The sequence below is a fragment of the Streptomyces sp. NPDC005878 genome, assembly GCF_040629815.1.
Taxonomy (GTDB): domain Bacteria; phylum Actinomycetota; class Actinomycetes; order Streptomycetales; family Streptomycetaceae; genus Streptomyces.
The window spans coordinates 77241-100388 of the sequence record NZ_JBEXWK010000010.1 but is presented as its reverse complement, the minus strand read 5'-3'; the positions used below and the strand labels follow the sequence as shown (position 1 = coordinate 100388).

Here is a 23148-nt window from a genome sequence, read left to right as displayed (position 1 = left end):
CCGGAGAGATCCGGGGGGCCTTTTTCGTGTGTTCGCTTGTGTCCGCTTGTCCACAGGCTCGCCCCGGTGTCAGTGGGCCGGGCTACCGTCGATGACATGGCTGGGGTCTGGCGTAGTGGTGGGGTTCGGTGGGGGGACGGTGGGGCTGGGCTCGTTTGGGTGGGGGAGTGGGGGGATCGGCGGGTCAGTTCCCTGGTGCGGGGTGGGGGCGTCGGGTTTCGGGTGGTGGGGGAGCGGGGGTGTGTGGGGGCGCGGGGGAATCCGTGTCCCGGGGGGCTCGTCGTGGGGCGGGGGAGTGCTCAGGCACGGTGTGCGGAGTGTGCGCGGCTCGATCGGGTCGGGTCCGTCGCCGCCGATGGGGTGCCGGAGGATCCCCGGGTCTACCGGGTCTATCTCGCCTGGTTCGGGAGCGGGCTCGTCAAGGTCGGGATCACCGCTGAGGAGCGGGGAGGCGCGCGGCTGCGGGAGCAGGGGGCCGTCTGCTTCTCCTGGCTGGGGCGCGGGCCGCTGATGGCCGCGCGGCGGTGCGAGGAGTTGCTGCGGGCCGCGCTCGGGGTGCCCGATCGTGTCTCGTACGAGCAGAAGAGGGTCGTACGGGCCTCGCTCCCCGGTGTCGAGGAGCGCGCGGACGAGGTGTGCGCGCTGCACGGGCGGGCCGTCGCGCTCGGGGGGTGGCCCGAGTCGCTGGAAGCGCTGCCGTGCCGTGTCGTCGACCACGGGGCGCTGTTCGGGCTCGACGCCCTGGTGCCCGCGCACGGCGTGGTGCGTGAGCTGGCGCCCGACGGGGTCGTCGGCGGGCGGGTGCTCGCCGTCGCCGGGCCCGATCTCCACCTGGAGGCGGCGGGCGGGCGCGTCCTCGTCCTCGACACCCGGCTCATGAGCGGATGGGGGCTCGCCGCCGCCCCCGCCGACAGCGGCATCACCGTACCCGTGCGGGTCCTGCGCCCCCCTGACGTGCAGGACCAGCTCTTCTGACGTCTCAAGGTCAAGACTTGGATCCCTTTTGGATCCCTTCGAGTAAGGGGTATGGACACGTTCACCAATGACAGCGGAGGGTGGGGCCCATGAGCGATCACCTTGTGCCCCGTCCCATCGCCGGCATCGAACCGCCTTACCACGTCGTCGTGTTCAGCTCCCTGCGCACCGAGGACGACGGGGGGTACGGCGAGACCGCCGACCTCATGAACACACTCGTCAAGGAGATACCGGGCTACCTCGGCCACGAGAACGCCCGCAACCCGGGCGGCCTCAGCATCACCGTCTCGTACTTCCGCGACGAGGAGGCCATCGCCGCCTGGCGCTCCCGCCTGGAGCACCAGCGCGCCCAGCGGCGCGGGCGCGCCGAGTGGTACGAGAGCTACAGCTGTCATGTCGCCAAGGTCGAGCGGAGCTACAGCTTCCAGCGCGACAGCGGTGAGGCAGGACGCGACGGGGACAGCCTTGCCGGTCGGTGAAGCCGAAGACGTTCTCGTCCGGGAGTTCTCCGCCCGGCTCGGTCTGCCCGGACTCGTCGACGTGCACACGCACTTCATGCCCGAGCCCGTCCTGAAGAAGGTGTGGGCCTACTTCGACTCGGCCGGGCCCCTCACCGGCGTGGAGTGGCCCATCGCGTACCGCGAGGAGGAGGCGCGGCGCATCGAGATCCTTCGGGAGTTCGGGGTGCGCGCCTTCACCGCGATGCTCTATCCGCACAAGGCGGACATGGCCCGGTGGCTCAACGGCTGGGCCGTCGACTTCGCGCGGCGCACGCCCGGCTGTCTGCACACCGCCACCTTCTTCCCGGAGGAGGGGGCGGGCGCGTACGTCGAGGAGGCGCTCGGCGCCGGGGCGCGGGTCTTCAAGGCGCATGTCCAGGTGGGGGGTTACGACCCCAACGACCCGCTCCTCGACCCGGTGTGGGGCGTGCTCGCCGAGGCGGCCGTGCCCGTCGTCGTGCACTGCGGCTCCGGGCCCGCGCCCGGCAGGCACACCGGGCCGGAGCCCATCGCGCGGCTGCTCGCCCGGCATCCCCGGCTGCGGCTGGTCGTGGCACACATGGGGATGCCGGAGTACCGGGACTTCCTGGCGCTCGCCGACGCGTACGAGGGGGTCCTGCTGGACACGACCATGGCGTTCACCGACTTCGGCGAGCGGTTCGCGCCGTTCCCGGCGGACGCGCTGCCCCGGCTGCGCGACCTGGGCGGGCGGGTGCTGCTCGGGTCGGACTTCCCCAACATCCCGTACGGCTATCTCCACCAGCTCGAGTCCCTCGAACGGCTCGGGCTCGGGGAGGAGTGGCTGCGGGGCGTCTGCCACGACAACGGCGCGCGCCTCTTCGGCCTCCCGGACACCGGCCACCCCAGCCACCCCGCCCACCCCAGCCCCGCCCACCCCAGCCCCGGCTCCCCCGACCCCGGCTCCCCCGGTCCTGCCCCCGCCCCCGCCCCCTGAACGCCCCTCTTTCTCAGGGAATTCACAGGAACGCGCAAGGACGTTCTCAGGGGCGGCTCACAGGGTGGTGAGCATGACCATCACCTCCCCGCAGGGGCGTACCGAATTGCTGAGGCCGGACGGGACCGCCGTCCGGGTGCTCGTCGTGGACGACGAGGCTCCGCTCAGCGAGCTGCTGTCCATGGCGCTGCGTTACGAGGGGTGGGAGGTGCGCAGCACCGGGGACGGGGCCGCTGCGGTGCGCTCCGCCCGGGAGTTCCGGCCCGACGCGGTGATCCTCGACATCATGCTGCCCGACATGGACGGGCTCGCCGTGCTCGGGCGGCTGCGGCGCGAACTCCCCGACGTGCCTGTGCTGTTCCTCACCGCCAAGGACGCCGTCGAGGACCGGATCGCGGGGCTGACGGCCGGCGGCGACGACTACGTCACCAAGCCGTTCTCGCTGGAGGAGGTGGTGGCCCGGCTGCGCGGGCTCATCCGCCGCTCCGGCAGCGCGGCCGTACGGAGCGAGTCGCTGCTCGTCGTCGGTGACCTCACCCTCGACGAGGACAGCCACGACGTGACCCGGGGCGGGGTCAACATCCACCTCACCGCCACCGAGTTCGAGCTGCTGCGCTATCTGATGCGCAACCCCCGCCGGGTGCTCAGCAAGGCGCAGATCCTCGACCGGGTCTGGTCGTACGACTTCGGCGGCCAGGCCAACGTGGTGGAGCTGTACATCTCGTATCTGCGCCGGAAGATCGACGCGGGACGGACGCCGATGATCCACACCCGGCGAGGGGCCGGGTACCTCATCAAGCCCGGTGAGTGAGCGCGGCCGCCCCTCCCGGTCCGGCCGCCGCCCTTCCAGGCTCGCCCGCCGGACCTTCCGGCTCGCCCGCCGTCCCTCCCGGCCCTGGACCCTCCGCACCCGCCTCGTCGTCTCCGCCGTCGCGCTGATCGCGGTCGTTGCCGCCGTGATCGGTACGGTCACGGTCATCGGGATGCGCTCCAACCTCCAGCGGCAGCTGGACGACGCGCTGCGGCCGGCGGTCGAGCGCACGCACCACGTCCTGCCCAGCGACGCCGGGACCGGAGCGGGCTTCGTCTCCGCGCCCGGCCAGCCCTTCGGCACGGTCGGGCTGCGCACCGGGCCCGAGGGGCAGGCCGCCGGGGCCATCAGCGTCCGGGGCGAGCCCGGGTCGGCCCGGCCGGACCCGAAGGCGCTCACCGCCGACCAGATCGCCGCGCTGGCGGCGGTCCCCAGGGACGACCGTGTCCACACCGTCTCGGTGCCGGGCCTCGGCTCGTACCGGGCACAGTGGTCGAGGGACGGCTCGGCCCTGCTGGGCTTCCCGTTGAAGGATCTTGAGTCGACCGTCAACACGCTGATCCTGGTCGTCGTCTCGGTGACCGCCGCCGGACTGGTCGCCGCCGGGATCGCGGGTGCCGCGATCGTCGGGGTGGCCCTGCGTCCGCTGCGCCGGGTCGCCGCGACCGCCACCCGGGTCTCCGAACTGCCGCTCCACAGCGGCGAGGTGGCCCTGCACGAGCGGGTCCCCGATGCCCAGGCCGACCCCCGTACCGAGGTCGGACAGGTCGGCGCGGCGCTCAACCGGATGCTGGGGCACGTCGGCTCGGCGCTGGCCGCGCGGCAGGAGAGCGAGACGCGCGTACGGCGGTTCGTCGCCGACGCCAGCCATGAGCTGCGCACCCCGCTCGCCTCCATCCGGGGGTACGCGGAGCTCACCCGGCGCGGTACCGAGGAGGTCGGGCCCGCGACCCGGCACGCCCTCGGGCGCGTCGAGGCGGAGGCCCGGCGGATGACCGGGCTGGTGGAGGATCTGCTGCTGCTCGCACGGCTCGACGCCGGACGCCCGCTCTCGTACGAGAGCACTGATCTCTCCCCGCTGGTCGTGGACGCGGTGAGCGACGCCCGGGCGGCCGGTCAGGCGCACCACTGGCGCCTGGAGCTCCCGGCTCCGCCCGCCGACCACGCCCCGGCGCCGCGCGGCCACCTGCCCTTGTCCGGAGACCCCGAATCCCCGCCCGGATCCTTGCCCGAATCCCTGCCCGGATCCCTGCCCGGATCCCTGCCCGGATCCCAGCCCGGCGCCCCCGTCTCCGTCCTCGGCGACGCCCCCCGGCTCCACCAGGTGCTGGTCAATCTGCTCGGCAACGCCCGTACGCACACGCCCGACGGCACCACCGTCACCGCGCGCGTGGCCCGCCGGGGCGCGTGGGCCGTCCTCGACGTCGAGGACGACGGGCCGGGCATCCCGCCCGCCCTCCTCCCGCACGTCTTCGAGCGGTTCGCGCGCGGCGACGCCTCCCGCTCCCGCGCCCACGGCTCCACCGGCCTCGGGCTCGCCATCGTGCAGGCGGTGGTGGCCGCGCACGGCGGCACGGTCGCGGTGCGCTCGGTTCCTGGCCGCACGGTCTTCACCGTATGCCTGCCGGCGCACGACGACCCGGCCCACCACCCGCACGACGACCCGGCCCACCACCCGCGCCTCGACCCGGCCCACCACCCGCGCCTCAACCCGGACCCCACCCCGGACCCCACCCCGGACCCCACCCCGGCCCACGCCCCGGCCCCCGCCCGCGCCCTCGCCGCCAACCCGGCCCACCCCACCCCCCATCCCCCGCCGCACTCACAGCCCTCCCACAGTCGCACCACACAGGTGTGACAGCGGTCCTCGCGAGGGTCGGGGGCATGCGAACCGACATCTCCGTGGGCACCTTGCCGGCCCGTGAGCACCTGCCCGTCGGCGCGGCCGGCGGGCCCGTCCTCGACGTGGTGGTCCCCGTCCACAACGAGGAGAAGGACCTGGAGCCGTGTGTGCGCCGGCTCGGCGAGCACCTGGCCCGCACCTTCCCGTACGCGTTCCGGATCACCGTCGCCGACAACGCCTCCACCGACCGCACCCCCGAGATCGCGGCGCGCCTGGCCCGGGAGATCGCGGGCGTACGCCATGTCCGGCTGGAGCAGAAGGGGCGCGGGCGGGCGCTGCGGGCCGTGTGGTCGGCCTCGGACGCGCCCGTGCTCGCGTACATGGACGTCGACCTCTCGACCGATCTGAACGCGCTGCTCCCCCTGGTCGCCCCGCTCATCTCGGGCCACTCCGACCTGGCGATCGGCTCCCGGCTCAGCCGGGCCTCGCGGGTGGTGCGCGGGCCGAAGCGGGAGTTCGTCTCGCGCGCCTACAACCTGATCCTCAAGTCCTCGCTCGCGGCGCGCTTCTCGGACGCCCAGTGCGGGTTCAAGGCGATACGGCGCGAGGTGGCGGAGCGGCTTCTGCCGATGGTGGAGGACACCGGCTGGTTCTTCGACACCGAGCTGCTCGTGCTGGCCGAGCGGGCCGGGCTGCGGATCCACGAGGTGCCGGTGGACTGGGTGGACGACCCGGACTCGACCGTCCACCTGGTCCGGACGGCGGCCGACGATCTCAAGGGCGTGTGGCGGATCGGGCGCGCCCTCGCCGTCGGCGCGCTCCCCCTGGACCGGCTCGCGCGCCCCTTCGGGGACGACCCGCGCGACCGTGCCCTCAGCGGCGTTCCGGGCGGGCTCACCCGTCAGCTCGTCGGCTTCTGCGTGGTCGGCGCGCTCTCCACCCTCTTCTACCTGGGCCTCTACTCGCTCTTCCGGGCCGGCACCGGACCCCAAGGGGCCAACGCAGCCGCCCTGCTGGTCTCCGCCGTCGCCAACACCGCCGCCAACCGCCGGCTCACCTTCGGCGTACGGGGCCGGGAGCGCGCGATGCGCCACCAGGCGCAGGGGCTCGTCGTGTTCGCGATCGGGCTCGCCCTGACCAGCGGCTCCCTCGCGGCCCTGGACGCGGCGGGCGGCGACCCCTCGCACTCCACCGAGCTGGCCGTCCTGGTGGCGGCGAACCTGGCCGCCACCGTGCTGCGCTTCCTGCTCTTCCGCGCCTGGGTCTTCCCGGACCGCGCCCCTGTGCTCCCCCACCAGAAGGACGCCACCCGATGACCACGACCTCCCGCCCGGCCGACGCGCACGAGGGGTTCGCCTCGGTCCGGCCCGGACCCGCCGCCGTGCGGCTGTGGCGCGGGCGCGCCACCGACCCGGCCTGGGTGCGCCCCGCCTTCCTCGGCCTCCTCCTGCTCACCCTCCTCGCCTACCTCTGGAACCTCAGCGCCTCCGGCTACGCCAACTCCTTCTACTCGGCGGCCGTCCAGGCGGGCGGCGAGAGCGGGAAGGCGATGTTCTTCGGCTCGCTGGACTCCGCGAACGCCATCACCGTCGACAAGCCCCCGGCCGCGCTGTGGCCGATGGCGCTCTCGGTGCGGCTCTTCGGCCTCGGCTCCTGGCAGATCCTGCTTCCCGAGGTCCTGATGGGCGTCGGCACGGTGGCGGTGCTGTACGCGGCGGTACGGCGCCGGTTCAGCCCGGCGGCGGGACTGATCGCGGGCGCGGTGCTGGCGCTCACCCCGGTCGCCGCGCTGATGTTCCGCTTCAACAACCCGGACGCGCTGCTCGCGCTGCTGATGACCGTCACCGTCCACTGCGTGCTGCGGGCGCTGGAGGACGCGCGGACGAAGTGGCTGGTGTGGGCGGGTGTGGCCGTCGGCTTCGCGTTCCTGACCAAGACGCTCCAGGCGTTCCTGATCCTGCCGCCGCTCGCCCTGCTGTACGCGGTGTGCGCGCCGGCGCCGCCGCGCAGGCGGCTCGGACAGCTAGCCCTGGCGGGACTGGCGGCCGTGGTGTCCGGCGGCTGGTGGGTGGCGGCCGTGGAGCTGTGGCCCGCGTCCTCGCGTCCGTACATCGGCGGCTCGCAGCACAACTCCTTCCTGGAGCTGACCTTCGGCTACAACGGCCTCGGCCGGATCAACGGCGACGAGACCGGCAGTGTGGGCGGCGGGACTGGCGGCCGGGGAGGCGGCGGCTGGGGCTCGACCGGCCTCGGCCGGATGTTCGGCGCCGAGGTGGGCGGCCAGATCTCGTGGCTGCTGCCGGCCGCGCTGCTGCTGCTCGTCGCGGGCCTGGTGGTCACCTGGCGCGGCAGGCGCACCGACACGGCGCGGGCGGCGTTCCTGGCCTGGGGCGGGGCGCTGCTGATGACGGCCGGGATCTTCAGCTTCATGGCGGGGATCTTCCACCAGTACTACACGGTCGCCCTCGCCCCGTACATCGCCGCGCTGGTCGGCATGGGGGTCACGGTGCTGTGGGAGGAGCGGAGCCGGATCGCCGCGGCCTCGGCGCTGGGGGCGTCGGTGGCGGTGACGGCGTGGTGGTCGTCCGTCCTGCTCGGCCGTACGCCGGACTACCTGCCGTGGCTGCGCCGGACGGTGCTGGTCGCGGGGCTGGCCGCCGCCGTCGGGCTGATGCTGGCGGGACGGCTCGACCGCAGGCTGGCGCTGGGGGCGGCGGGGGTGGGGCTCGCGGCCTCGCTGGCCGGGCCGTTCGCGTACACGATGAGCACCCTGGACACCGGCCACACCGGCTCGATCGTCACGGCGGGCCCGGCGGGCGCGTCCAGGGGCGGCGCCCCCCAGGGCGGCCCGAACGGCAGCCCGGCCCAGCCCCCCGGCGGCGCCCAGCTCCCCGGCAACGCCCAGCTCCCCGGCAACGCCCAGCTCCCCGGCGGTGCGGCCGGTCGCGGCGAGCGCGGGGGGCCCGGCGGGATGGGCGGGCTGCTCAACGGCGCCCAGGTCGGTGCCCGGGCGAAGACGCTGCTGAAGGAGGACGCGGACGACTACACCTGGGCGGCCGCCGCGATCGGCTCCCAGAACGCCGCGAGCTACCAACTCGCCACCGCCAGGCCCGTGATGGCGATCGGCGGCTTCAACGGCAGCGACCCCTCGCCCACGCTCGCGCGGTTCAAGGCGTACGTGGCCGAGGGGAGGATCCACTACTTCATCTCCGGCGGCGGTATGGGAGGCCGGGGCGGCCCCGGCGGCGCCGCGACCGGCAGTGCCATCGCCACCTGGGTGGAGGCCTCCTTCCAGAAGGTGACGGTCGGCTCCGCCACGTTCTACGACCTGACGGCGCCGGTGACGTAGGAGCGCGCGGTACGGGAAAAGAGCCGGTGGGCCGGGGTGCGGACCCCGACCCACCGGCGTTCTGGCGTACGGGCGCGACCGGGCCCGGGCGCCCGTGGGCACCCCGGCCCGGAAAAGCCCTTTACGCCGTACAAGAAGCGCCCTTACGGTGTACGACAACGTCCTCATACGCTGTACAACTCACCTAGGAGCCCCGCATGACGGCCCCGGTCGCCGACCCATCTGCCGCCCCCACCAGGCACCCGCAGCGCTGGCTGATCCTGGGTGTCATCTGTCTGGCGCAGCTCACCGTGCTGCTCGACAACACCGTCCTGAACGTCGCGATCCCCTCCCTGACCACCTCGGTCGGCGCCTCGACCGCCGACATCCAGTGGATGATCAACGCGTACTCGCTCGTCCAGTCCGGGCTGCTGCTCACCGCGGGCAGCGCCTCCGACCGGTACGGCCGCAAGAAGATGCTGGCGGCCGGGCTCACCCTCTTCGGCCTCGGATCGCTGGCGGCCGGACTCTCCCAGAGCGCCGGGCAGCTGATCGCCGCCCGCGCGGGCATGGGCGTCGGCGGCGCGCTCCTGATGACCACCACCCTCGCCGTCGTCGTGCAGATCTTCGACGACGAGGAGCGGGTCAAGGCCATCGGGCTGTGGGCCACGGTCAACTCGCTCGGCTTCGCCGCCGGGCCGCTGATCGGCGGCGTCATGCTCGACCACTTCTGGTGGGGCGCGATCTTCCTGGTCAACATCCCCGTGGCGGCGATCGGCCTGGTGGCCGTGCTCGCCCTGGTCCCGGAGTCCAAGAACCCGCTGGGCGACCGGCCGGACCTGCTCGGCGCGGTGCTCTCCACGGTGGGGATGACCGGCGTGGTGTACGCGATCATCTCCGGCCCCGGCCACGGCTGGACCTCGGCGCACGTGCTGGTCCCGGCCGTGGTGGGCCTGGTCTTCCTGGCCGCGTTCGCCCGCTGGGAGCTGTCGGTCCCGTACCCGATGCTGGACATGCACTTCTTCCGCAACCAGCGGTTCACCGGCGCGGTCGCGGGCTCGATCCTGGTCGCCTTCGGCATGGGCGGCTCGCTCTTCCTGCTCACCCAGCACCTGCAGTTCGTGCTCGGCTACGGGCCGTTGGAGGCGGGGCTGCGCACGGCGCCGCTGGCGCTGAGCGTGATCGTGCTGAACGTGGCGGGGGTGGGCGCGCGGCTGCTGCCCAAGCTGGGCACGCCCCGCACGATCGCGGTGGGCATGGCGGCGAACGCGGCGGGCCTCGCGGCGATAGCGCTGCTCGGCCGTGAGCACTACAGCGGGATGCTGCTGGGCCTGGTGGTGATGGGCGCGGGCATCGCCGTGTCGATGCCCGCCATGGCCAACACGCTGATGGGCGCGATCCCGCCGGAGAAGGCGGGCGTGGGCGCGGGCGTCAACGGCACCCTGGCGGAGTTCGGCAACGGGCTCGGCGTGGCCGTGCTCGGCGCGGTCCTCAACTCCCGCTTCGCCGCGCTGGTCCCGTCCGTAGTGGGCGCGGCCTCGCTTCCCGCGGCGCTGGCGGCGGCCGACGGTGACGCCGAGCGCGCCCGGATCTCGGACGCGTTCGCCTCGGGCCTGCAGACCAGTCAGCTGGTCGGCGCGGTGGCGGTCCTCGCGGGCGGCCTGCTCGCCGCGGCCCTGCTGGCCCGGGCGGAACGCGGTGGCGGCGACGGGGCCCCGGCGCCCGCGCCGCAGGCCGCGCCCGCGGCATAGCATCGGAGCGGTGGCCGGCGGAGGATGACATTCCGCCGGCCGCTGTGGCCGATGCGGCACGAACGGCGTACGACAGGTGTACGTACAGTCCGACGACCCGACGAGGAGGGCACGCCATGGTGTCGGCAGCCGAGCGCGCGAAGAACCCGATGCGGACCAGCGTGTGGCTGACGGCCGGCAGGTCCGCGGGCCGGACCCGGCGGGCCGGGCAGCCGGCCGCCGCGCTCGACCGGGACCGGATCGTCACGGAGTCGGTCCGGCTCCTCGACAGCGAGGGCGCGGCGAAGTTCTCCATGCGGCGCCTCGCGGCCGAGCTCGGCGTCACCGCGATGTCCTTGTACTGGTACGTGGACACCAAGGACGACCTCCTTGAGCTCGCCATGGACGCGGTCGCCGCCGAGGTGCCGGTCCCGGACGTCGACCAGGAGGACGCCGACTGGCGCGACCAGATCCGCGCCCTGGCGGTCGGCTACCGGGCGATGCTCGTCGCCCATCCCTGGGTGTCCCCGCTGATGGGCCGCTATCTGAACATCGGCCCGAACTTCCTGGCCTTCTCCGTCGCCGCCCAGACGGTCATGGCCCGCAGCGGACTGCCGCAGCACGGGGTGACCGGCGGCCTGGCGGCGGTGTTCCAGTTCGTGTACGGATTCGGCACCATCGAGGGCCAGTTCGTCGCGCGGTGCGCGGAGGCCGGGGTCACCGAGGACGAGTACTTCGCCCAGGCGATGGGCACCGTACGCGAACGTCCCGAGCTGCACGAGCAGTTCGCCATGGCGGAGGAGCTCATGGAGGCCCGGGGCGGGGACACGGTGGCGGAGATGCGCGAGCGGGACTTCGTCTTCGCGCTGGACCTGCTGATCGCGGGGATCGAGGCGAAGCGGGAGGGGTAGCACGAAGGGGCCCACGCGCATCGCGCGTGGGCCCCTTCGCGGGGGAGTGGGGCGACGGGCCGTCCCCTGCCCGCCGCCCCGGTATCGGGTGCCTCCGCTCGGGACACCCGAGCTTCTAGGAGGCCGGGGCCTTCTCCTGCTCCGCGGGCGCCGCCGGGGCCGTCGCGCGGGACTTCAGCGCGACCTCCTTGATGAACAGCGTCACGAAGAAGGCGAGCAGGGCGCACGGCGCCGCGTAGAGGAAGACGTCCGCCACACCGTGGCCGTACGCGCTCTCCACCACCGTCCGCAGCGGCGCGGGCATCTTGTCGAGGTCCGGGATGCCGCCGCCACCGCCGCCCTGGGCGAGAGCCGCGCCCTTGGGGCCGAGGTCGGCCAGGCCGTCCTTGACGTAGTGGGTGACCCGGTTCGCCATCACGGCGCCCAGGGCGGAGACGCCGACCGCACCGCCGAGCGAGCGGAAGAACGTCACCACGGACGAGGCCGAGCCGAGGTCGGCCGCGGAGACCTGGTTCTGCGTGCACAGCACCAGGTTCTGCATCATCATGCCGATGCCCAGGCCCATCAGCGCCATGTAGATCGCCAGCTGCCAGTACGCGGTGTCGTACCGCATCGTGCCGAGCAGCGCGAGCCCGGCCGTCACCAGCACACCACCGCTGACCAGCCACGCCTTCCAGCGCCCGGTCTTGGTGATGACCTGCCCGGAGACCGTGGAGGAGACGAACAGACCGGCGATCATCGGGATGGTCAGGACCCCGGACATGGTCGGGGACTCGCCGCGGGCCAGCTGGAAGTACTGGCTGAAGAACACCGTGCCGGAGAACATCGCCACACCCACGAAGAGCGAGGCCAGCGACGCCAGGGTGATCGTCCGGTTGCGGAAGAGCCGCAGCGGGATGATCGGCTCGGACGCCCGCGACTCCACGTACACGAAGAGCGCGCCCAGCAGCACCGAGCCGCCGACCATCGCGGCCGTCTGCCAGGAGATCCAGTCGTACTTGTCGCCCGCGAACGTCACCCACACGAGCAGCAGCGAGACCGCCGCGCTGATGAAGAGCGCGCCCGCCCAGTCGACCTTGACCTCACGCCGGACCACCGGCAGCTTCAGGGTCTTCTGGAGCACGATCAGGGCGATGACCGCGAAGGGCACGCCCACGTAGAAGCACCAGCGCCAGCCGAGCCACTCGGTGTCCGTGATGACGCCGCCGAGCAGCGGTCCGCCGACCGTCGCGACCGCGAACGTGGCACCGAGGTAGCCGCTGTACCGGCCGCGCTCACGCGGGGCGATCATCGCGGCCATGATGATCTGGGCGAGCGCGGAGAGACCGCCGACGCCGATGCCCTGGACGACGCGGCAGGCGATCAGCATGCCCGCGTTCTGGGAGAGCCCGGCGACCACCGAACCGCTGACGTAGACGACCAGGGCTATCTGGACCAGCAGCTTCTTGCTGAAGAGGTCGGAGAGCTTGCCCCACAGCGGGGTGGTCGCGGTCATCGCCAGGAGCGAGGCCGTGACGACCCAGGTGTACGCGGACTGACCGCCGCCCAGGTCGCCGATGATCTGCGGAAGGGCGTTGGAGACGATCGTCGAGGACAGGATGGCGACGAACATGCCGAGCAGCAGCCCGGACAGCGCCTCCATGATCTGCCGGTGGGTCATCGGCGCGCCGCCGTCGGGCCCCTGGTGGGGGTGCCCGCCCTGGGCGGTGCTGCCGTCCCGCACACCGGCCGGTGTGGATGTAGCCATGAACTTCCTTCTCTTCTGCGTCTGGTGGGCCGTTACGCCTGTCGCGCGGCGGGTGTACGGGTGAGCGGCGCGGGATGGATCAAACGTTCCTCGCGGCAGTCGAAGCTCTCTCTCAGCCGCGCGAGCATGACGTTCAGCTGTCCGACCTCCTCGTCGGACCAGTCCCGCAGGGTCCGGGCGAACATCTCCGCGGTGCGCCGCCCGAGCTCGTCGAGCATGTCCCGGCCGGCGGGGGTGAGCCGCAGGATGCGGGAGCGCTTGTCCAGCGGGTCCGGGTCGCGCTCGATCCAGCCGCGTGCGGCCACATGGGTGACATGGCGGCTGGTCACCGACATGTCCACGTCGAGCAGTTCGGCGAGCCTGCTGATGCGCATCTCGCCGTGGCGGCCGAGGAGGGTGAGCACGGCGGCCGAGCCGGCCGGGCACTCGGCCGGCAGGATCCGCCCGAGCCCGCGCTTGACGGCCCCGATGGCGCTGAGCTGTCGGGCGAGCTCCTCGTAGTGGCTCTGCGCGGCCATCGGGCTCCTCCGGTCCGGGCGACACTGCTCCGCTGATCTTGTTGCTTAGGGCAACCATAGAGGTGATTGGTTGCTGAAGGCAAGTGAATCGGCAGGGGACCGGGCAAAGTAAGCGCAAAGGGTTCGCATGTGGGAAGTCAATGCGCAGGTCAGGGCGGGTCGGGGTGCGGGTGCGGGCCTTCCGGCGGGGGTGGGCGGCCGGTGTGCGGGCGCGGTGAGCGCGAGGTGTGCGTGCCCGCGTGCGCGGGGGCGGGGGTTGGGCGGACCCCGGGACTTCGCTAGGGTCCGGTGCATGGCACACAACACCCCGGGCCCCGAGGGCAACTACGACCCCGCGGGCAGCACGCAGATGTTCCGCGCCTTCGTCGACGAGGGCGCCCCGCAGGGCCGCCAGGCGGCCACCCCCGCCGCGACGCCGGCCGGTCCGCGCGTCGGCCTGATCGTGGGCGTCGTCCTCGTCCTCGCCGTCCTGGCGGGCGTCGCCTGGCTCGCGCTGGGCTGAGCCCCTGCGGAGCCGAGCCCGCTCCGGGCCGGGTCCGCCCTTTCCGGTACCCCTTCGAGGCCCGTTCGGTCACCGCCAGTCGGCGGTCACCGAGCGGGTCTCGATGTGCATGCCCAGCGGTACGCGCCAGGCGTCCACGCAGACCCGGTACGTACGGGAGGCCGCCGCGCCCGCCGGGACGGGGGCGAGGGGCCGGGTGGAGGTGAGGGTGGCCCAGTCGACGCCGAGCAGCCCGATGACGTGCGTGGCGAAGGTGAGCGTGCCCGCGACCACGGGGGTGCCGCCGCTGTTGCGGAGCGGGACGGTGACCGATTCGCACCAGCGGGCGGTGGGGTCGGGGGTCCGGGTCGGGACGCCGACCGTCAGGGCGGCGGGGGCGGGAGCCGGGGGGCCGGGGGAGGTGCTTCCGGTGCTCCCCGTACTTCCGGTGCTCCCGGTGCTCCCGGTGCTCCCGGTGCTCCCTGTGCTTCCGGTGCCGCCGTCCGCGCGGCCGCCGGTGCCGCCGCCCGTGCCTGTGCCTGTGCCGCCGGTGCCTGCGCCTGTCGGGGTTCCCGGGGCTCCGCCTCCGGTCGTGCCGCCTCCGCCGGGAGTCCGGCTGGTGCCGCCTCCGCCCGTGGTGCCCGTACCGCCCGCGCCGGGTGCCGGGCCGGTCGTACTCCCGTCCGGGGCGCTGCCGCCTCCACCCCTGGTGCCTCCGCCGGGCGCCGGGGCGCGGCCGCCGTCGCGGGCGGAGGGGTCGCCGGGGGCGGAACGGCCGGGTGCGGCCCCGTCCCGCCGGGGCGCGCCCGCTTCCCCGGCCCCGTCCAGCGGGATGAGCTCCACCCCGCCGTGGGGCGGGACGGGGCCGCTCGGCGTGGCCTCCGGTCCGGAACCGGCCGCTCCCACGGCCACATAGGGCCTTCCGCCCTCCCCGCCGCAGGCGGCCAGCGCCCCGCCCAGGGCGAGTGTGGCCGCCGCCGATACGCCGATCAACGCAGCACGTCGCATCGGGCCAGTGTTGCTGACGACCCGTCAAATGGGAACACGGCAGCGGGACCGGGACCGGGCGCCCCGCAGGAGCGGCCCGGCCGGAGCAGCCCCGCAGGAGCGGCCCCGGGTGAACGGAGCCGCCGGGCAGCCGGTGCCTAGTCCGCGATCAGGCCCTCCCGCAGCTGCGCCAGCGTCCTGGTCAGCAGACGGGAGACGTGCATCTGGGAGATGCCGACCTCCTCGCCGATCTGGGACTGCGTCATGTTCGCGAAGAAGCGGAGCATGATGATCTGGCGTTCGCGCGGCGGGAGTTTGGCCAGGAGCGGCTTGAGGGACTCGCGGTACTCCACGCCCTCGAGGGCCGCGTCCTCGTAGCCGAGGCGGTCCGCGAGGGAGCCCTCGCCGCCGTCGTCCTCGGGGGAGGGGGAGTCGAGCGAGGAGGCCGTGTACGCGTTGCCGACCGCGAGGCCGTCCACCACGTCCTCCTCCGAGACGCCGAGGACCGCCGCGAGCTCCGGAACCGTCGGGGAGCGGTCGAGCTTCTGGGCCAGCTCGTCGCTCGCCTTGGTCAGGGCCAGACGCAGCTCCTGGAGGCGGCGCGGGACCCGGACCGACCACGAGGTGTCGCGGAAGAAGCGCTTGATCTCACCGACCACCGTCGGCATGGCGAAGGTCGGGAACTCCACGCCCCGCTCGCAGTCGAAGCGGTCGATCGCCTTGATCAGGCCGATCGTGCCGACCTGGACGATGTCCTCCATCGGCTCGTTGCGGGAGCGGAAGCGCGCCGCCGCGTACCGCACCAGCGGCAGGTTGAGCTCGATCAGGGTGTCGCGTACGTACGTACGCTCCGGGCTCTCCGCGCTGCCCAGCGCGGCCAGCCGCAGGAACAGGGAGCGGGAGAGCGTGCGGGTGTCCAGCGGTTCGTGGGAGCCCGGGGTGCCCGCTGCCTCCCGCCGGGGGGCGGTGAGGGGGGCCGTGGGGCCCGCGGAGTCGAGCGCCTCGGGGGAGCCGGGCACGGCGCAGATGTCGATGACTTCCGAGCTCATCGGCACATCGGGTGCGGGCACGCTCTTCATGAGCGTCAGTACCTGCACCTTTGAGCTGCCCTGTTCTGCGGACATGCCACCCCCTTGAGGTCGCGGACGGTCGCGGTGGCCACGACCATCGGAGGAACGCAGCCTCCACCTGAATACCGGAGGCGGAGCTGCGGCAAACGCGGTTCCTGCAGAATGTCACAAGTCGGCAACACGCTGTAGTGACATGTCGACAAGTCCGGCACGGATACGCGCAGTTAGCAGGGGGTGCGCCGATTTCACTCGCGGATTGTTCACCCAAAGGTGGATCACCCGATCCGGTTACGCCTCGATTCGATTTGCGGATCGCAGTCGGGCGAAACTCCTGGCCAGCAGCCTGGACACGTGCATCTGGGAGACGCCCAGCTCCTGGCTGATCTGGGACTGCGTCAGATTGCTGTAGTAGCGCAGCATCAGGATCCGCTGCTCGCGTTCGGGCAGCTGTACGAGGAGGTGGCGGACCAGGTCCCGGTGCTCCACGCCGGCGAGCGCCGGGTCCTCGTATCCCAGCCGGTCGAGCAGACCCGGCAGTCCGTCGCCCTCCTGGGCGGCCTCCAGGGACGTCGCGTGGTACGAGCGCCCGGCCTCGATGCAGGCGAGCACCTCGTCCTCGCCGATCTTCAGCCGGTCGGCGATCTCGGCGGTCGTCGGCGAGCGGCCGTGCAGCGTCGTCAGGTCCTCGGTGGCGCCGTTGACCTGCACCCACAGCTCGTGGAGGCGGCGCGGGACGTGGACGGTGCGGACGTTGTCGCGGAAGTACCGCTTGATCTCGCCGACCACCGTCGGCATGGCGAAGGTCGGGAACTGCACCCCGCGCTCGGGGTCGAAGCGGTCGATGGCGTTGATCAGACCGATCGTGCCGACCTGGACCACGTCCTCCATCGGCTCGTTGCGGGAGCGGAAGCGCGCCGCCGCGTACCGCACCAGCGGCAGGTTCGCCTCGATCAGCGCCCCGCGCACCCGGTGGTGCTCCGGCGTGCCCGGCTCCAGGCCCTTGAGCTGCCCGAAGAGCACCTGGGTGAGCGCCCGGGTGTCCGCGCCCCGGCTGCTGGTGCGGACGGGGACCCGGTGGCTCTCGACGGCCTCCTGGGGCTCGTTCTGGGGCGGCACTTGAGGTGCGGTACTGGCCGGCACGGTCAACGCCACCCCTTTGAGGTCACTGCGTGGTCAAGGTCGCGGTCAACTTCGGTCGAACCATCGTCGACTCATCCGTCAAAAGCGGTCATAGCATCACAAGACATGTCCACTGTGTGCAAGCACCGTATAACCACGTGTTGGGGGCAAGTTGGGCATAAACCCCACCCGGCGCCCGTTCCCGGGCATGCGGAGGGCCCCGCACCCGGTGGTGCGGGGCCCTGTCGCGCGGCCGGTCAGAACGGGTAGTCGGCGATCACCCAGGTGGCGAACTCGCGCCACCGCGCGGCCGCCGCCTGATGGGCCGGGTGCTCGATGTAGCGCTTCAGCGCGTCCGCGTCCTCGACCGCCGAGTTGATGGCGAAGTCGTACGCGATGGGCCGGTCGGTGATGTTCCAGGCGCACTCCCAGAACCTCAGCTCGGGGACGAGCCCGTCCAGTTCCTCGAACGCCTTCACCCCGGCGGCCACCCGCGCCTCGTCGCGGGCCACGCCCTCGTTGAGCTTGAAGAGGACCAGATGGCGGATCATGTGTGCTCCTTGCCGTACGTACGTGTCAGCGCCCGCGCCGATCGTACGAGCCGTGCGGTGCGGCTCAGCGGACCAGTTCGGTCATGAACTGGCCGATGCCCTTGGCGGCGGAGGAGATCCCCACGAACCCCGTCTGGACCATCCCCGCGGCCTCCACGGGCGAGGTGATGATCGTGTACAGCACGAAGACGACCGCGCAGTAGAGCAGCACCTTCTTCACGTCCACGTGCGTGCACCCTCCCCGGCTCCCCTGTGCGCTCGCGTGAGTCTAACCAACACCCGTTCCCCCGTCCCCACCTTGTTCGCAAGGACCCGCGCGGCCCACGAGCACCACGCGTCCCCGGGGGAACGACCCTCGGGACGCACGAAGGGCCCCGACACCGTCGGGGCCCTTCCAAGAGCGGTAGCGGAGGGATTTGAACCCTCGGTGACTTGCGCCACACTCGCTTTCGAGGCGAGCTCCTTCGGCCGCTCGGACACGCTACCGAGAGAGAGCTTAGCCCAAGGTGGCCCGTGGTTTGAAATCCGTGGGCGGCGGCCGGGGTGAGACGTGGGTCACGGGCCTCCCGCGGCCCCGCCGACGACCCGTCCGCGCCCGGCCGGCGGCCCCTCAGCGCTCCCGGAAGAACGCCGTCAGCTGACGGGAGCACTCCTCTTCCAGGACGCCCTGGATCACCTCGGGGCGGTGGTTGAGCCGCCGGTCGCGCACCAGGTCCCACAGGGACCCGGCCGCGCCCGCCTTCTCGTCGCGCGCCCCGTACACGACCCGTTCCACCCGGGACTGCACCAGCGCGCCCGCGCACATGACGCACGGCTCCAGGGTCACCACGAGCGTGCACCCGGTCAGCCGCCACTCGCCGGTCCTCCCGGCCGCCCGCCGCAGCGCGACGATCTCCGCGTGCCCCGTGGGGTCGCCGGTGACCTCCCGCTCGTTGTGGGCGGTGGCGAGCACCTCGCCGGCCGCGGACAGCACGACGGCGCCGACCGGCACGTCACCGGCCAGCGCGGCCCGCCCGGCCTCCCCCAGGGCGGTCCGCATCGGCTCCGCCCAGGGGTCGCGTACGGGATCGTGCGCCTCGGCCACTAGCGCACGGCCTCCAGCACCTCGGCCGCTCCGAGCACGTCGGCGATCTCCACCAGCGCGTCCGTGTCGAGCGTGAGCAGCTGGCCCTCGCTCACGCCGAGGTCGGCGAGGATCGCGGTGTCCCCGACCGGGCCCGCGGGCACCGGGTCGAGGGCCTCCACGGCTTCGTCGTCCGGTTCCTCCTGTTCGTCGAGGTCGCCGTCCTCCGTGCCGTCGAGGTCCAGCGCGTCCAGATCGACGACGCTGTCGTCGGCGGCCGGATCCCGGCCGAGCAGTTCGTCGGTGAGGAGGATCTCCCCGTACGAGGAACGGGCGGCGGCTGCGGCGTTGGAGACGTAGATGCGCGGATCCTCCTCGCCGTCCACCCGAACGACGCCGAACCAGACATCCTCCTGCTCGATGAAGACGAGCACCGTGTCGTCGGCCCCGTCGGCCGTGGCCTCCCGGGCCAGGTCGGCGAGATCGGCGAGGGTCTCCACATCGTCGAGCTCCGTGTCGCTCGCTTCCCACCCGTCTTCGGTGCGCGCGAGCAGTGCGGCGAAGTACACCGTGACTCTCCCACTGGTCATAGGCGTGCCGGTTGGGGGTCCCCCCGGCCGTGGCTTCCCTGGAATCGTTGCAGAAACAACGCCGTTGCGAGAGTTCTTCCGCGGTTGCGTTTCTCCCGGCGCCGCGCTGGTCCGGTTCTGGGTCACCAGCGGAAGGTTCGCATGCGCATGGCCTGGCGCATACGGGCCGCGCGGGCGCGGCGGGGCTGGACGCGGTCGCGCAGGGCCTTGGCCTCGTGCAGCTCACGCAGGAACTGGGCGCGCCGGCGCCGCCGCTCCGCGTCGGTCTCGGGCCGCGCGTCGCCGTGTTCGTCCCTGTCGTGCTGCTTGTCCGTCATGAGTGGGCACCGCCCCGGGTGTGTCAGTCCCTCCCACCTTCCCCCGGGTGGGTGGTTTGATGCCAGCGCTCACGGCGCGGGCGGGCCGTCGGCCCGGTTACTGTGGGGTTATGCGTCTCCACGTCGTCGACCACCCCCTGGTCGCCCACAAGCTCACCACCCTGCGCGACAAGCGCACCGACTCGCCGACCTTCCGGCGCCTCGCCGACGAGCTGGTCACCCTGCTCGCGTACGAGGCCACGCGCGACGTGCGCACCGAGCAGGTCGACATCGAGACCCCGGTGACCCCGACGACGGGCGTGAAGCTCTCGTACCCGCGCCCGCTGGTCGTCCCGATCCTGCGGGCCGGCCTGGGCATGCTGGACGGCATGGTCCGGCTGCTGCCGACCGCCGAGGTGGGCTTCCTCGGCATGATCCGCAACGAGGAGACCCTGGAGGCCTCCACGTACGCGACGCGCATGCCGGAGGACCTCTCGGGCCGCCAGGTCTACGTCCTGGACCCGATGCTGGCCACGGGCGGCACGCTGGTCGCCGCGATCAAGGAGCTCATCCGGCGCGGCGCGGACGACGTGACGGCGGTCGTCCTGCTGGCCGCGCCCGAGGGCGTCGAGGTCATGGAGCGGGAGCTGGCGGGGACGCCGGTGACCGTGGTGACGGCGTCGGTGGACGAGCGGCTCAACGAGCACGGGTACATCGTGCCGGGTCTCGGCGACGCGGGGGACCGCATGTACGGGACGGCCGACTAGCCGGCACGTACGGGACGGCCGACTGGCCGGCCGGGCTCTTCCCGGGGGCGCCGCCCCCGGCAGGCCCCCCGGACCGTTCACCGGTCCGGGGGGCTTTCCGCTGCCCGCGCGCGGGGCTAACAGGTGGTGGGGGCCGGGAGGGGCTTGCCGAGGGCGGACAGGGCCGTCGCCGCCTGCTGGGCCGGGTCCAGCGCCTGGAAGGTGGAGCCCAGGATGAGGTCGACGTCCGGAGTCGTCCGGGCGTCCGTCTTCTGGGCCGCGCCCTTCAGCTGCGTCCCCAGGACGGAGAAGGCACCCCGGGTCGCCCCGGGAGCGCCCAGCAGTATCCCGTTCCCGGTGACCTTCTTGTCGTACTCGGCCGGGGCGTTGCCCACCTTGCCGATGGCGAAGCCGCGCTTCTTCAGCTCGTCCGCGGTGTCCTTGGCCAGCCCGCCCCGCGGTGTCGCGTTGTAGACGTTCACCGTGATCTGGGCGGGCTTGGGCAGCGCGGCGGCCGCGGCCGGGGCGGCGGAGGGGGAGGACGAGGGCGATGGACGCGGCGTGCAGTCGTGCTTCGCGCCGGCCGTCTTCTTCTTCGCGCCGTCCGACCCACCGAAGACGTCGATGAGCTGGACCGTCCCCCAGCCGATCAGCCCGAGGACCACGACGGCGGCGACGGCCGCGAGCAGAAGCCGGCCGCGTCGGCGGGGGCGACGCATCCGCGGGTACTTGTCGCCCGTGATGCGGTACTTTCCGCCCATGCCGGGGGGAGTGAGCATGCTCATGTGCGCAGCGTAGTGCGGCCCGGTGACGATGCCTACTAAATGATCAATGGATAGCGCCCGTATGAGCGGTAAAGAGCCCGAAAGGATCAGTACGGACCGGTCCGTACGGTCTGCGCGGGCCCTCGGCGGGTGGCCGGAGAGGGCCCGTCAGTCCATTTCCAGGACGCGCGCGTGCAGCACCTGGCGCTGCTGGAGCGCCGCCCGTACCGCCCGGTGCAGCCCGTCCTCCAGATAGAGGTCGCCCTGCCACTTCACGACGTGCGCGAAGAGGTCGCCGTAGAACGTGGAGTCCTCCGCGAGCAGGGTCTCCAGGTCGAGCTGACCCTTCGTGGTGACGAGCTGATCGAGCCGGACCGGGCGCGGCGCGACGTCCGCCCACTGCCGGGTGCTTTCCCGGCCGTGGTCGGGGTACGGCCGCCCGCTTCCGATGCGCTTGAAGATCACACGGAAAGCCTACCGGGCAAGCGGCTCCGGGCGCAGCCATGGTGCGGGAGTGCGATCCTTGGGCAAGTGCCGCATTCCCGACATTGGGGGCTCGCCATGACCGACAGCGATGACGCCGCCGCCTCCGCCGCCCCGTCCGGCGACGCGCCCCCCGGCGACGCCTCCTCCGTCGCGCTTCCGCCTCCCGTCGCCGCGATCGCCACCGGGTACGCCTTCACCGGCCCCGCCCTGGAGCTCGGCGCCGCGCTCTGGGAGGGGCACTGCCACCCGGAGGCGCCGGTCCGTATCCCGCTGGCCGTGCTCAACCGGCACGGACTGGTCGCCGGGGCCACCGGCACCGGCAAGACCAAGACGCTCCAGCTCATCGCCGAACAGCTCTCCGCGAACGGCGTGCCGGTCTTCCTCGCCGATGTGAAGGGCGACGTCTCCGGGATCTCCGCGCCCGGCCAGGACGGCGAGAAGGTGCGGCAGCGGGCGGCGGAGGTGGGCCAGGAGTGGGAGGCGGCCGGCTACCCCTGCGAGTTCTACGCGCTCGGCGGCATCGGCACCGGCATTCCCGTGCGGGCCACGGTCACCGGCTTCGGACCGGTGCTGCTGTCCAAGGTGCTCCAGCTCAACCAGACCCAGGAGCAGTCGCTCGGCCTGATCTTCCACTACGCCGACTCCAAGGGCCTGGAGCTGTACGACCTGAAGGACCTCAAGGCGGTCACCGCCTTCCTCGTCTCCGACGTGGGCAAGCCGGAGCTGAAGGGGATCGGCGGGCTGTCGTCGGTGACCGCCGGGGTGATCCTGCGGGCGATCACCGCCTTCGAGCAGCAGGGCGCGAACGCGTTCTTCGGCGAGCCGGAGTTCGACGTGAGCGAGCTGCTCCGGCTTGCGCCGGACGGGCGGGGGCTGGTGTCCGTACTGGAGCTGCCGGCCGTCCAGGACAAGCCCCACCTCTTCTCCACCTTCCTGATGTGGCTGCTGGCGGAGCTGTTCAACGGGCTGCCGGAGGTGGGGGACGTGGACCGGCCCAAGCTGGTCTTCTTCTTCGACGAGGCGCATCTGCTGTTCAGCGGGGCGTCGAAGGCGTTCCTGGAGTCGATCACGCAGACGGTGCGGCTGATCCGCTCGAAGGGGGTCGGGATCTTCTTCGTGACGCAGACGCCGAAGGACGTGCCCTCCGATGTGCTGGGCCAGCTCGGCAACCGCGTGCAGCACGCGCTGCGGGCGTTCACCCCGGACGACGAGAAGGCGCTGCGGGCGACGGTACGGACGTTCCCGAAGTCGCCGTACGACTTGGAGGAGGTGCTCACCGGGCTCGGTACGGGCGAGGCGGTGGTCACGGTCCTGAGCGAGAAGGGCGCGCCGACGCCGGTGGCGGCGACGCGGCTGCGGGCGCCGGGGTCGCTGATGGGGCCGGTACCGGAGGAGGAACTCGACCGGGCGGTCCGGGCTTCGCCGCTGTACGGGCGGTACGCGGAGGCGGTGGACCGGGAGTCGGCGTTCGAGAAGCTGGCGGAGGTGCCGCCTGCGGCGGGGGTGCCGGAGGTGCCGGAAACGGCGGAGGTGCCTCGGGGGAAGGGGGAGAAGTCGTTGGCGGAGCAGGTGGTGGGGAGTGGGGTGTTCCGGTCGCTGGCGCGGTCTGTGGGGTCGCAGTTGGGGCGGGAGATCACGCGATCGCTGTTCGGGACGCGGAGGCGGCGCCGCTGAGCC

General features: G+C 72.8%; 24 protein-coding genes and 1 tRNA gene. 12 read left to right on the top strand and 13 right to left on the bottom strand.

What is annotated here, in order from left to right; all coding sequences use genetic code 11:
- Positions 1-96: 96 nt before the first annotated feature.
- The 9 genes from ABZ404_RS17720 to ABZ404_RS17680 all read left to right on the top strand — a co-directional run bounded on the left by ABZ404_RS17720 (position 97) and on the right by ABZ404_RS17680 (position 11053).
- Positions 97-975: a DUF2797 domain-containing protein gene (locus ABZ404_RS17720; protein WP_358834861.1), complete on the top strand. Its 879-nt coding sequence runs from the start codon at positions 97-99 to the stop codon at positions 973-975.
- An 89-nt stretch (positions 976-1064) separates the two neighbouring features.
- Entirely contained in the window at positions 1065-1454 is a 390-nt protein-coding gene (locus ABZ404_RS17715; protein WP_358834860.1) for an antibiotic biosynthesis monooxygenase, read from the top strand.
- Complete coding sequence (locus ABZ404_RS17710) at positions 1441-2430, top strand: amidohydrolase family protein (protein ID WP_358834859.1); 990 nt, start codon at positions 1441-1443, stop codon at positions 2428-2430. Before ABZ404_RS17715 ends, ABZ404_RS17710 begins: the two co-directional genes overlap by 14 nt.
- Before the next feature lie 73 nt (positions 2431-2503).
- Positions 2504-3241: a response regulator transcription factor gene (locus ABZ404_RS17705; RefSeq protein ID WP_358834858.1), complete on the top strand. Its 738-nt coding sequence runs from the start codon at positions 2504-2506 to the stop codon at positions 3239-3241.
- A gap of 124 nt (positions 3242-3365) precedes the next feature.
- The gene (locus ABZ404_RS17700; protein WP_358834864.1) at positions 3366-5099 is read left to right on the top strand and encodes a HAMP domain-containing sensor histidine kinase; all 1734 of its coding nucleotides are present in this window, start codon (positions 3366-3368) and stop codon (positions 5097-5099) included.
- Positions 5100-5125: 26 nt separating this feature from the next.
- Positions 5126-6400: a bifunctional glycosyltransferase family 2/GtrA family protein gene (locus ABZ404_RS17695; protein ID WP_358834857.1), complete on the top strand. Its 1275-nt coding sequence runs from the start codon at positions 5126-5128 to the stop codon at positions 6398-6400.
- On the top strand, positions 6397-8433 hold the full coding sequence (locus tag ABZ404_RS17690) for a glycosyltransferase family 39 protein (protein ID WP_358834856.1): 2037 nt from the start codon (positions 6397-6399) through the stop codon (positions 8431-8433). Before ABZ404_RS17695 ends, ABZ404_RS17690 begins: the two co-directional genes overlap by 4 nt.
- Before the next feature lie 197 nt (positions 8434-8630).
- Complete coding sequence (locus tag ABZ404_RS17685) at positions 8631-10163, top strand: MFS transporter (RefSeq protein WP_358834855.1); 1533 nt, start codon at positions 8631-8633, stop codon at positions 10161-10163.
- A 116-nt stretch (positions 10164-10279) separates the two neighbouring features.
- Positions 10280-11053 carry a TetR/AcrR family transcriptional regulator gene (locus ABZ404_RS17680; RefSeq protein ID WP_358834854.1) on the top strand — a complete coding sequence of 258 codons (774 nt, stop codon included), beginning with the start codon at positions 10280-10282 and terminating at the stop codon, positions 11051-11053.
- Positions 11054-11168: 115 nt separating this feature from the next.
- Here ABZ404_RS17680 and ABZ404_RS17675 read toward each other — a convergent pair whose 3' ends face one another.
- Complete coding sequence (locus ABZ404_RS17675) at positions 11169-12800, bottom strand: MDR family MFS transporter (RefSeq protein ID WP_358834853.1); 1632 nt, start codon at positions 12798-12800, stop codon at positions 11169-11171.
- A 32-nt stretch (positions 12801-12832) separates the two neighbouring features.
- Positions 12833-13318, bottom strand: coding sequence for a MarR family transcriptional regulator (locus ABZ404_RS17670; RefSeq protein WP_358834852.1), 486 nt, complete (start codon positions 13316-13318; stop codon positions 12833-12835).
- A gap of 292 nt (positions 13319-13610) precedes the next feature.
- On the opposite strand from ABZ404_RS17670, the gene ABZ404_RS17665 reads away from it, so the two are divergent.
- On the top strand, positions 13611-13820 hold the full coding sequence (locus tag ABZ404_RS17665) for a hypothetical protein (RefSeq protein WP_358834851.1): 210 nt from the start codon (positions 13611-13613) through the stop codon (positions 13818-13820).
- A 69-nt stretch (positions 13821-13889) separates the two neighbouring features.
- Here ABZ404_RS17665 and ABZ404_RS17660 read toward each other — a convergent pair whose 3' ends face one another.
- From ABZ404_RS17660 to ABZ404_RS17620, 9 genes are all read right to left on the bottom strand, one after another.
- Complete coding sequence (locus ABZ404_RS17660) at positions 13890-14807, bottom strand: hypothetical protein (RefSeq protein WP_358990532.1); 918 nt, start codon at positions 14805-14807, stop codon at positions 13890-13892.
- Between the two features lie 137 nt (positions 14808-14944).
- Positions 14945-15910, bottom strand: coding sequence for an RNA polymerase sigma factor SigF (locus ABZ404_RS17655; RefSeq protein WP_358836652.1), 966 nt, complete (start codon positions 15908-15910; stop codon positions 14945-14947).
- A gap of 234 nt (positions 15911-16144) precedes the next feature.
- A complete protein-coding gene (locus tag ABZ404_RS17650; RefSeq protein ID WP_358836653.1) occupies positions 16145-16996 on the bottom strand; it encodes an RNA polymerase sigma factor SigF in 852 nt (283 codons plus the stop codon).
- 236 nt (positions 16997-17232) lie between these two features.
- Positions 17233-17526 carry a Dabb family protein gene (locus tag ABZ404_RS17645; RefSeq protein ID WP_358836654.1) on the bottom strand — a complete coding sequence of 98 codons (294 nt, stop codon included), beginning with the start codon at positions 17524-17526 and terminating at the stop codon, positions 17233-17235.
- A gap of 64 nt (positions 17527-17590) precedes the next feature.
- Entirely contained in the window at positions 17591-17752 is a 162-nt protein-coding gene (locus ABZ404_RS17640) for a hypothetical protein (protein ID WP_358836655.1), read from the bottom strand.
- A 175-nt stretch (positions 17753-17927) separates the two neighbouring features.
- Positions 17928-18012: transfer RNA gene (locus tag ABZ404_RS17635), tRNA-Ser, on the bottom strand.
- Positions 18013-18136: 124 nt separating this feature from the next.
- Positions 18137-18565, bottom strand: a complete 429-nt coding sequence (gene tadA / locus ABZ404_RS17630) for a tRNA adenosine(34) deaminase TadA (RefSeq protein ID WP_358836661.1) — start codon at positions 18563-18565, stop codon at positions 18137-18139.
- Between the two features lie 44 nt (positions 18566-18609).
- Positions 18610-19179, bottom strand: a complete 570-nt coding sequence (locus tag ABZ404_RS17625; protein ID WP_358836656.1) for a hypothetical protein — start codon at positions 19177-19179, stop codon at positions 18610-18612.
- 122 nt (positions 19180-19301) lie between these two features.
- A complete protein-coding gene (locus tag ABZ404_RS17620; RefSeq protein WP_358836657.1) occupies positions 19302-19496 on the bottom strand; it encodes a hypothetical protein in 195 nt (64 codons plus the stop codon).
- 110 nt (positions 19497-19606) lie between these two features.
- Between ABZ404_RS17620 and upp the strand changes: the two genes are divergently transcribed.
- Positions 19607-20242 (top strand): uracil phosphoribosyltransferase, encoded by a 636-nt coding sequence (upp, locus tag ABZ404_RS17615; RefSeq protein ID WP_358836658.1) that lies wholly within the window; start codon positions 19607-19609, stop codon positions 20240-20242.
- A 116-nt stretch (positions 20243-20358) separates the two neighbouring features.
- Here upp and ABZ404_RS17610 read toward each other — a convergent pair whose 3' ends face one another.
- Together ABZ404_RS17610 and ABZ404_RS17605 are read right to left on the bottom strand one after the other, a co-directional pair.
- Positions 20359-21006, bottom strand: a complete 648-nt coding sequence (locus tag ABZ404_RS17610; protein ID WP_358836659.1) for a LytR C-terminal domain-containing protein — start codon at positions 21004-21006, stop codon at positions 20359-20361.
- A gap of 147 nt (positions 21007-21153) precedes the next feature.
- On the bottom strand, positions 21154-21450 hold the full coding sequence (locus tag ABZ404_RS17605) for a type II toxin-antitoxin system VapB family antitoxin (RefSeq protein ID WP_053725882.1): 297 nt from the start codon (positions 21448-21450) through the stop codon (positions 21154-21156).
- Between the two features lie 96 nt (positions 21451-21546).
- On the opposite strand from ABZ404_RS17605, the gene ABZ404_RS17600 reads away from it, so the two are divergent.
- Positions 21547-23145: a helicase HerA-like domain-containing protein gene (locus ABZ404_RS17600; RefSeq protein WP_358836660.1), complete on the top strand. Its 1599-nt coding sequence runs from the start codon at positions 21547-21549 to the stop codon at positions 23143-23145.
- The last annotated feature ends 3 nt before the right edge of the window (positions 23146-23148 follow it).

Coding starts and splice junctions, on each gene's coding strand:
- ABZ404_RS17720 (WP_358834861.1), top strand. CDS start 97: ATGGCTGGGGTCTGGCGTAGTGGTGGGGTTCGGTGGGGGGACGGTGGG.
- ABZ404_RS17715 (WP_358834860.1), top strand. CDS start 1,065: ATGAGCGATCACCTTGTGCCCCGTCCCATCGCCGGCATCGAACCGCCT.
- ABZ404_RS17705 (WP_358834858.1), top strand. CDS start 2,504: ATGACCATCACCTCCCCGCAGGGGCGTACCGAATTGCTGAGGCCGGAC.
- ABZ404_RS17695 (WP_358834857.1), top strand. CDS start 5,126: ATGCGAACCGACATCTCCGTGGGCACCTTGCCGGCCCGTGAGCACCTG.
- ABZ404_RS17690 (WP_358834856.1), top strand. CDS start 6,397: ATGACCACGACCTCCCGCCCGGCCGACGCGCACGAGGGGTTCGCCTCG.
- ABZ404_RS17685 (WP_358834855.1), top strand. CDS start 8,631: ATGACGGCCCCGGTCGCCGACCCATCTGCCGCCCCCACCAGGCACCCG.
- ABZ404_RS17680 (WP_358834854.1), top strand. CDS start 10,280: ATGGTGTCGGCAGCCGAGCGCGCGAAGAACCCGATGCGGACCAGCGTG.
- ABZ404_RS17675 (WP_358834853.1), bottom strand. CDS start 12,800: ATGGCTACATCCACACCGGCCGGTGTGCGGGACGGCAGCACCGCCCAG.
- ABZ404_RS17670 (WP_358834852.1), bottom strand. CDS start 13,318: ATGGCCGCGCAGAGCCACTACGAGGAGCTCGCCCGACAGCTCAGCGCC.
- ABZ404_RS17665 (WP_358834851.1), top strand. CDS start 13,611: ATGGCACACAACACCCCGGGCCCCGAGGGCAACTACGACCCCGCGGGC.
- ABZ404_RS17660 (WP_358990532.1), bottom strand. CDS start 14,807: ATGCGACGTGCTGCGTTGATCGGCGTATCGGCGGCGGCCACACTCGCC.
- ABZ404_RS17655 (WP_358836652.1), bottom strand. CDS start 15,910: ATGTCCGCAGAACAGGGCAGCTCAAAGGTGCAGGTACTGACGCTCATG.
- ABZ404_RS17645 (WP_358836654.1), bottom strand. CDS start 17,526: ATGATCCGCCATCTGGTCCTCTTCAAGCTCAACGAGGGCGTGGCCCGC.
- tadA (WP_358836661.1), bottom strand. CDS start 18,565: ATGCGGACCGCCCTGGGGGAGGCCGGGCGGGCCGCGCTGGCCGGTGAC.
- ABZ404_RS17625 (WP_358836656.1), bottom strand. CDS start 19,179: ATGACCAGTGGGAGAGTCACGGTGTACTTCGCCGCACTGCTCGCGCGC.
- ABZ404_RS17620 (WP_358836657.1), bottom strand. CDS start 19,496: ATGACGGACAAGCAGCACGACAGGGACGAACACGGCGACGCGCGGCCC.
- upp (WP_358836658.1), top strand. CDS start 19,607: ATGCGTCTCCACGTCGTCGACCACCCCCTGGTCGCCCACAAGCTCACC.
- ABZ404_RS17610 (WP_358836659.1), bottom strand. CDS start 21,006: ATGAGCATGCTCACTCCCCCCGGCATGGGCGGAAAGTACCGCATCACG.
- ABZ404_RS17600 (WP_358836660.1), top strand. CDS start 21,547: ATGACCGACAGCGATGACGCCGCCGCCTCCGCCGCCCCGTCCGGCGAC.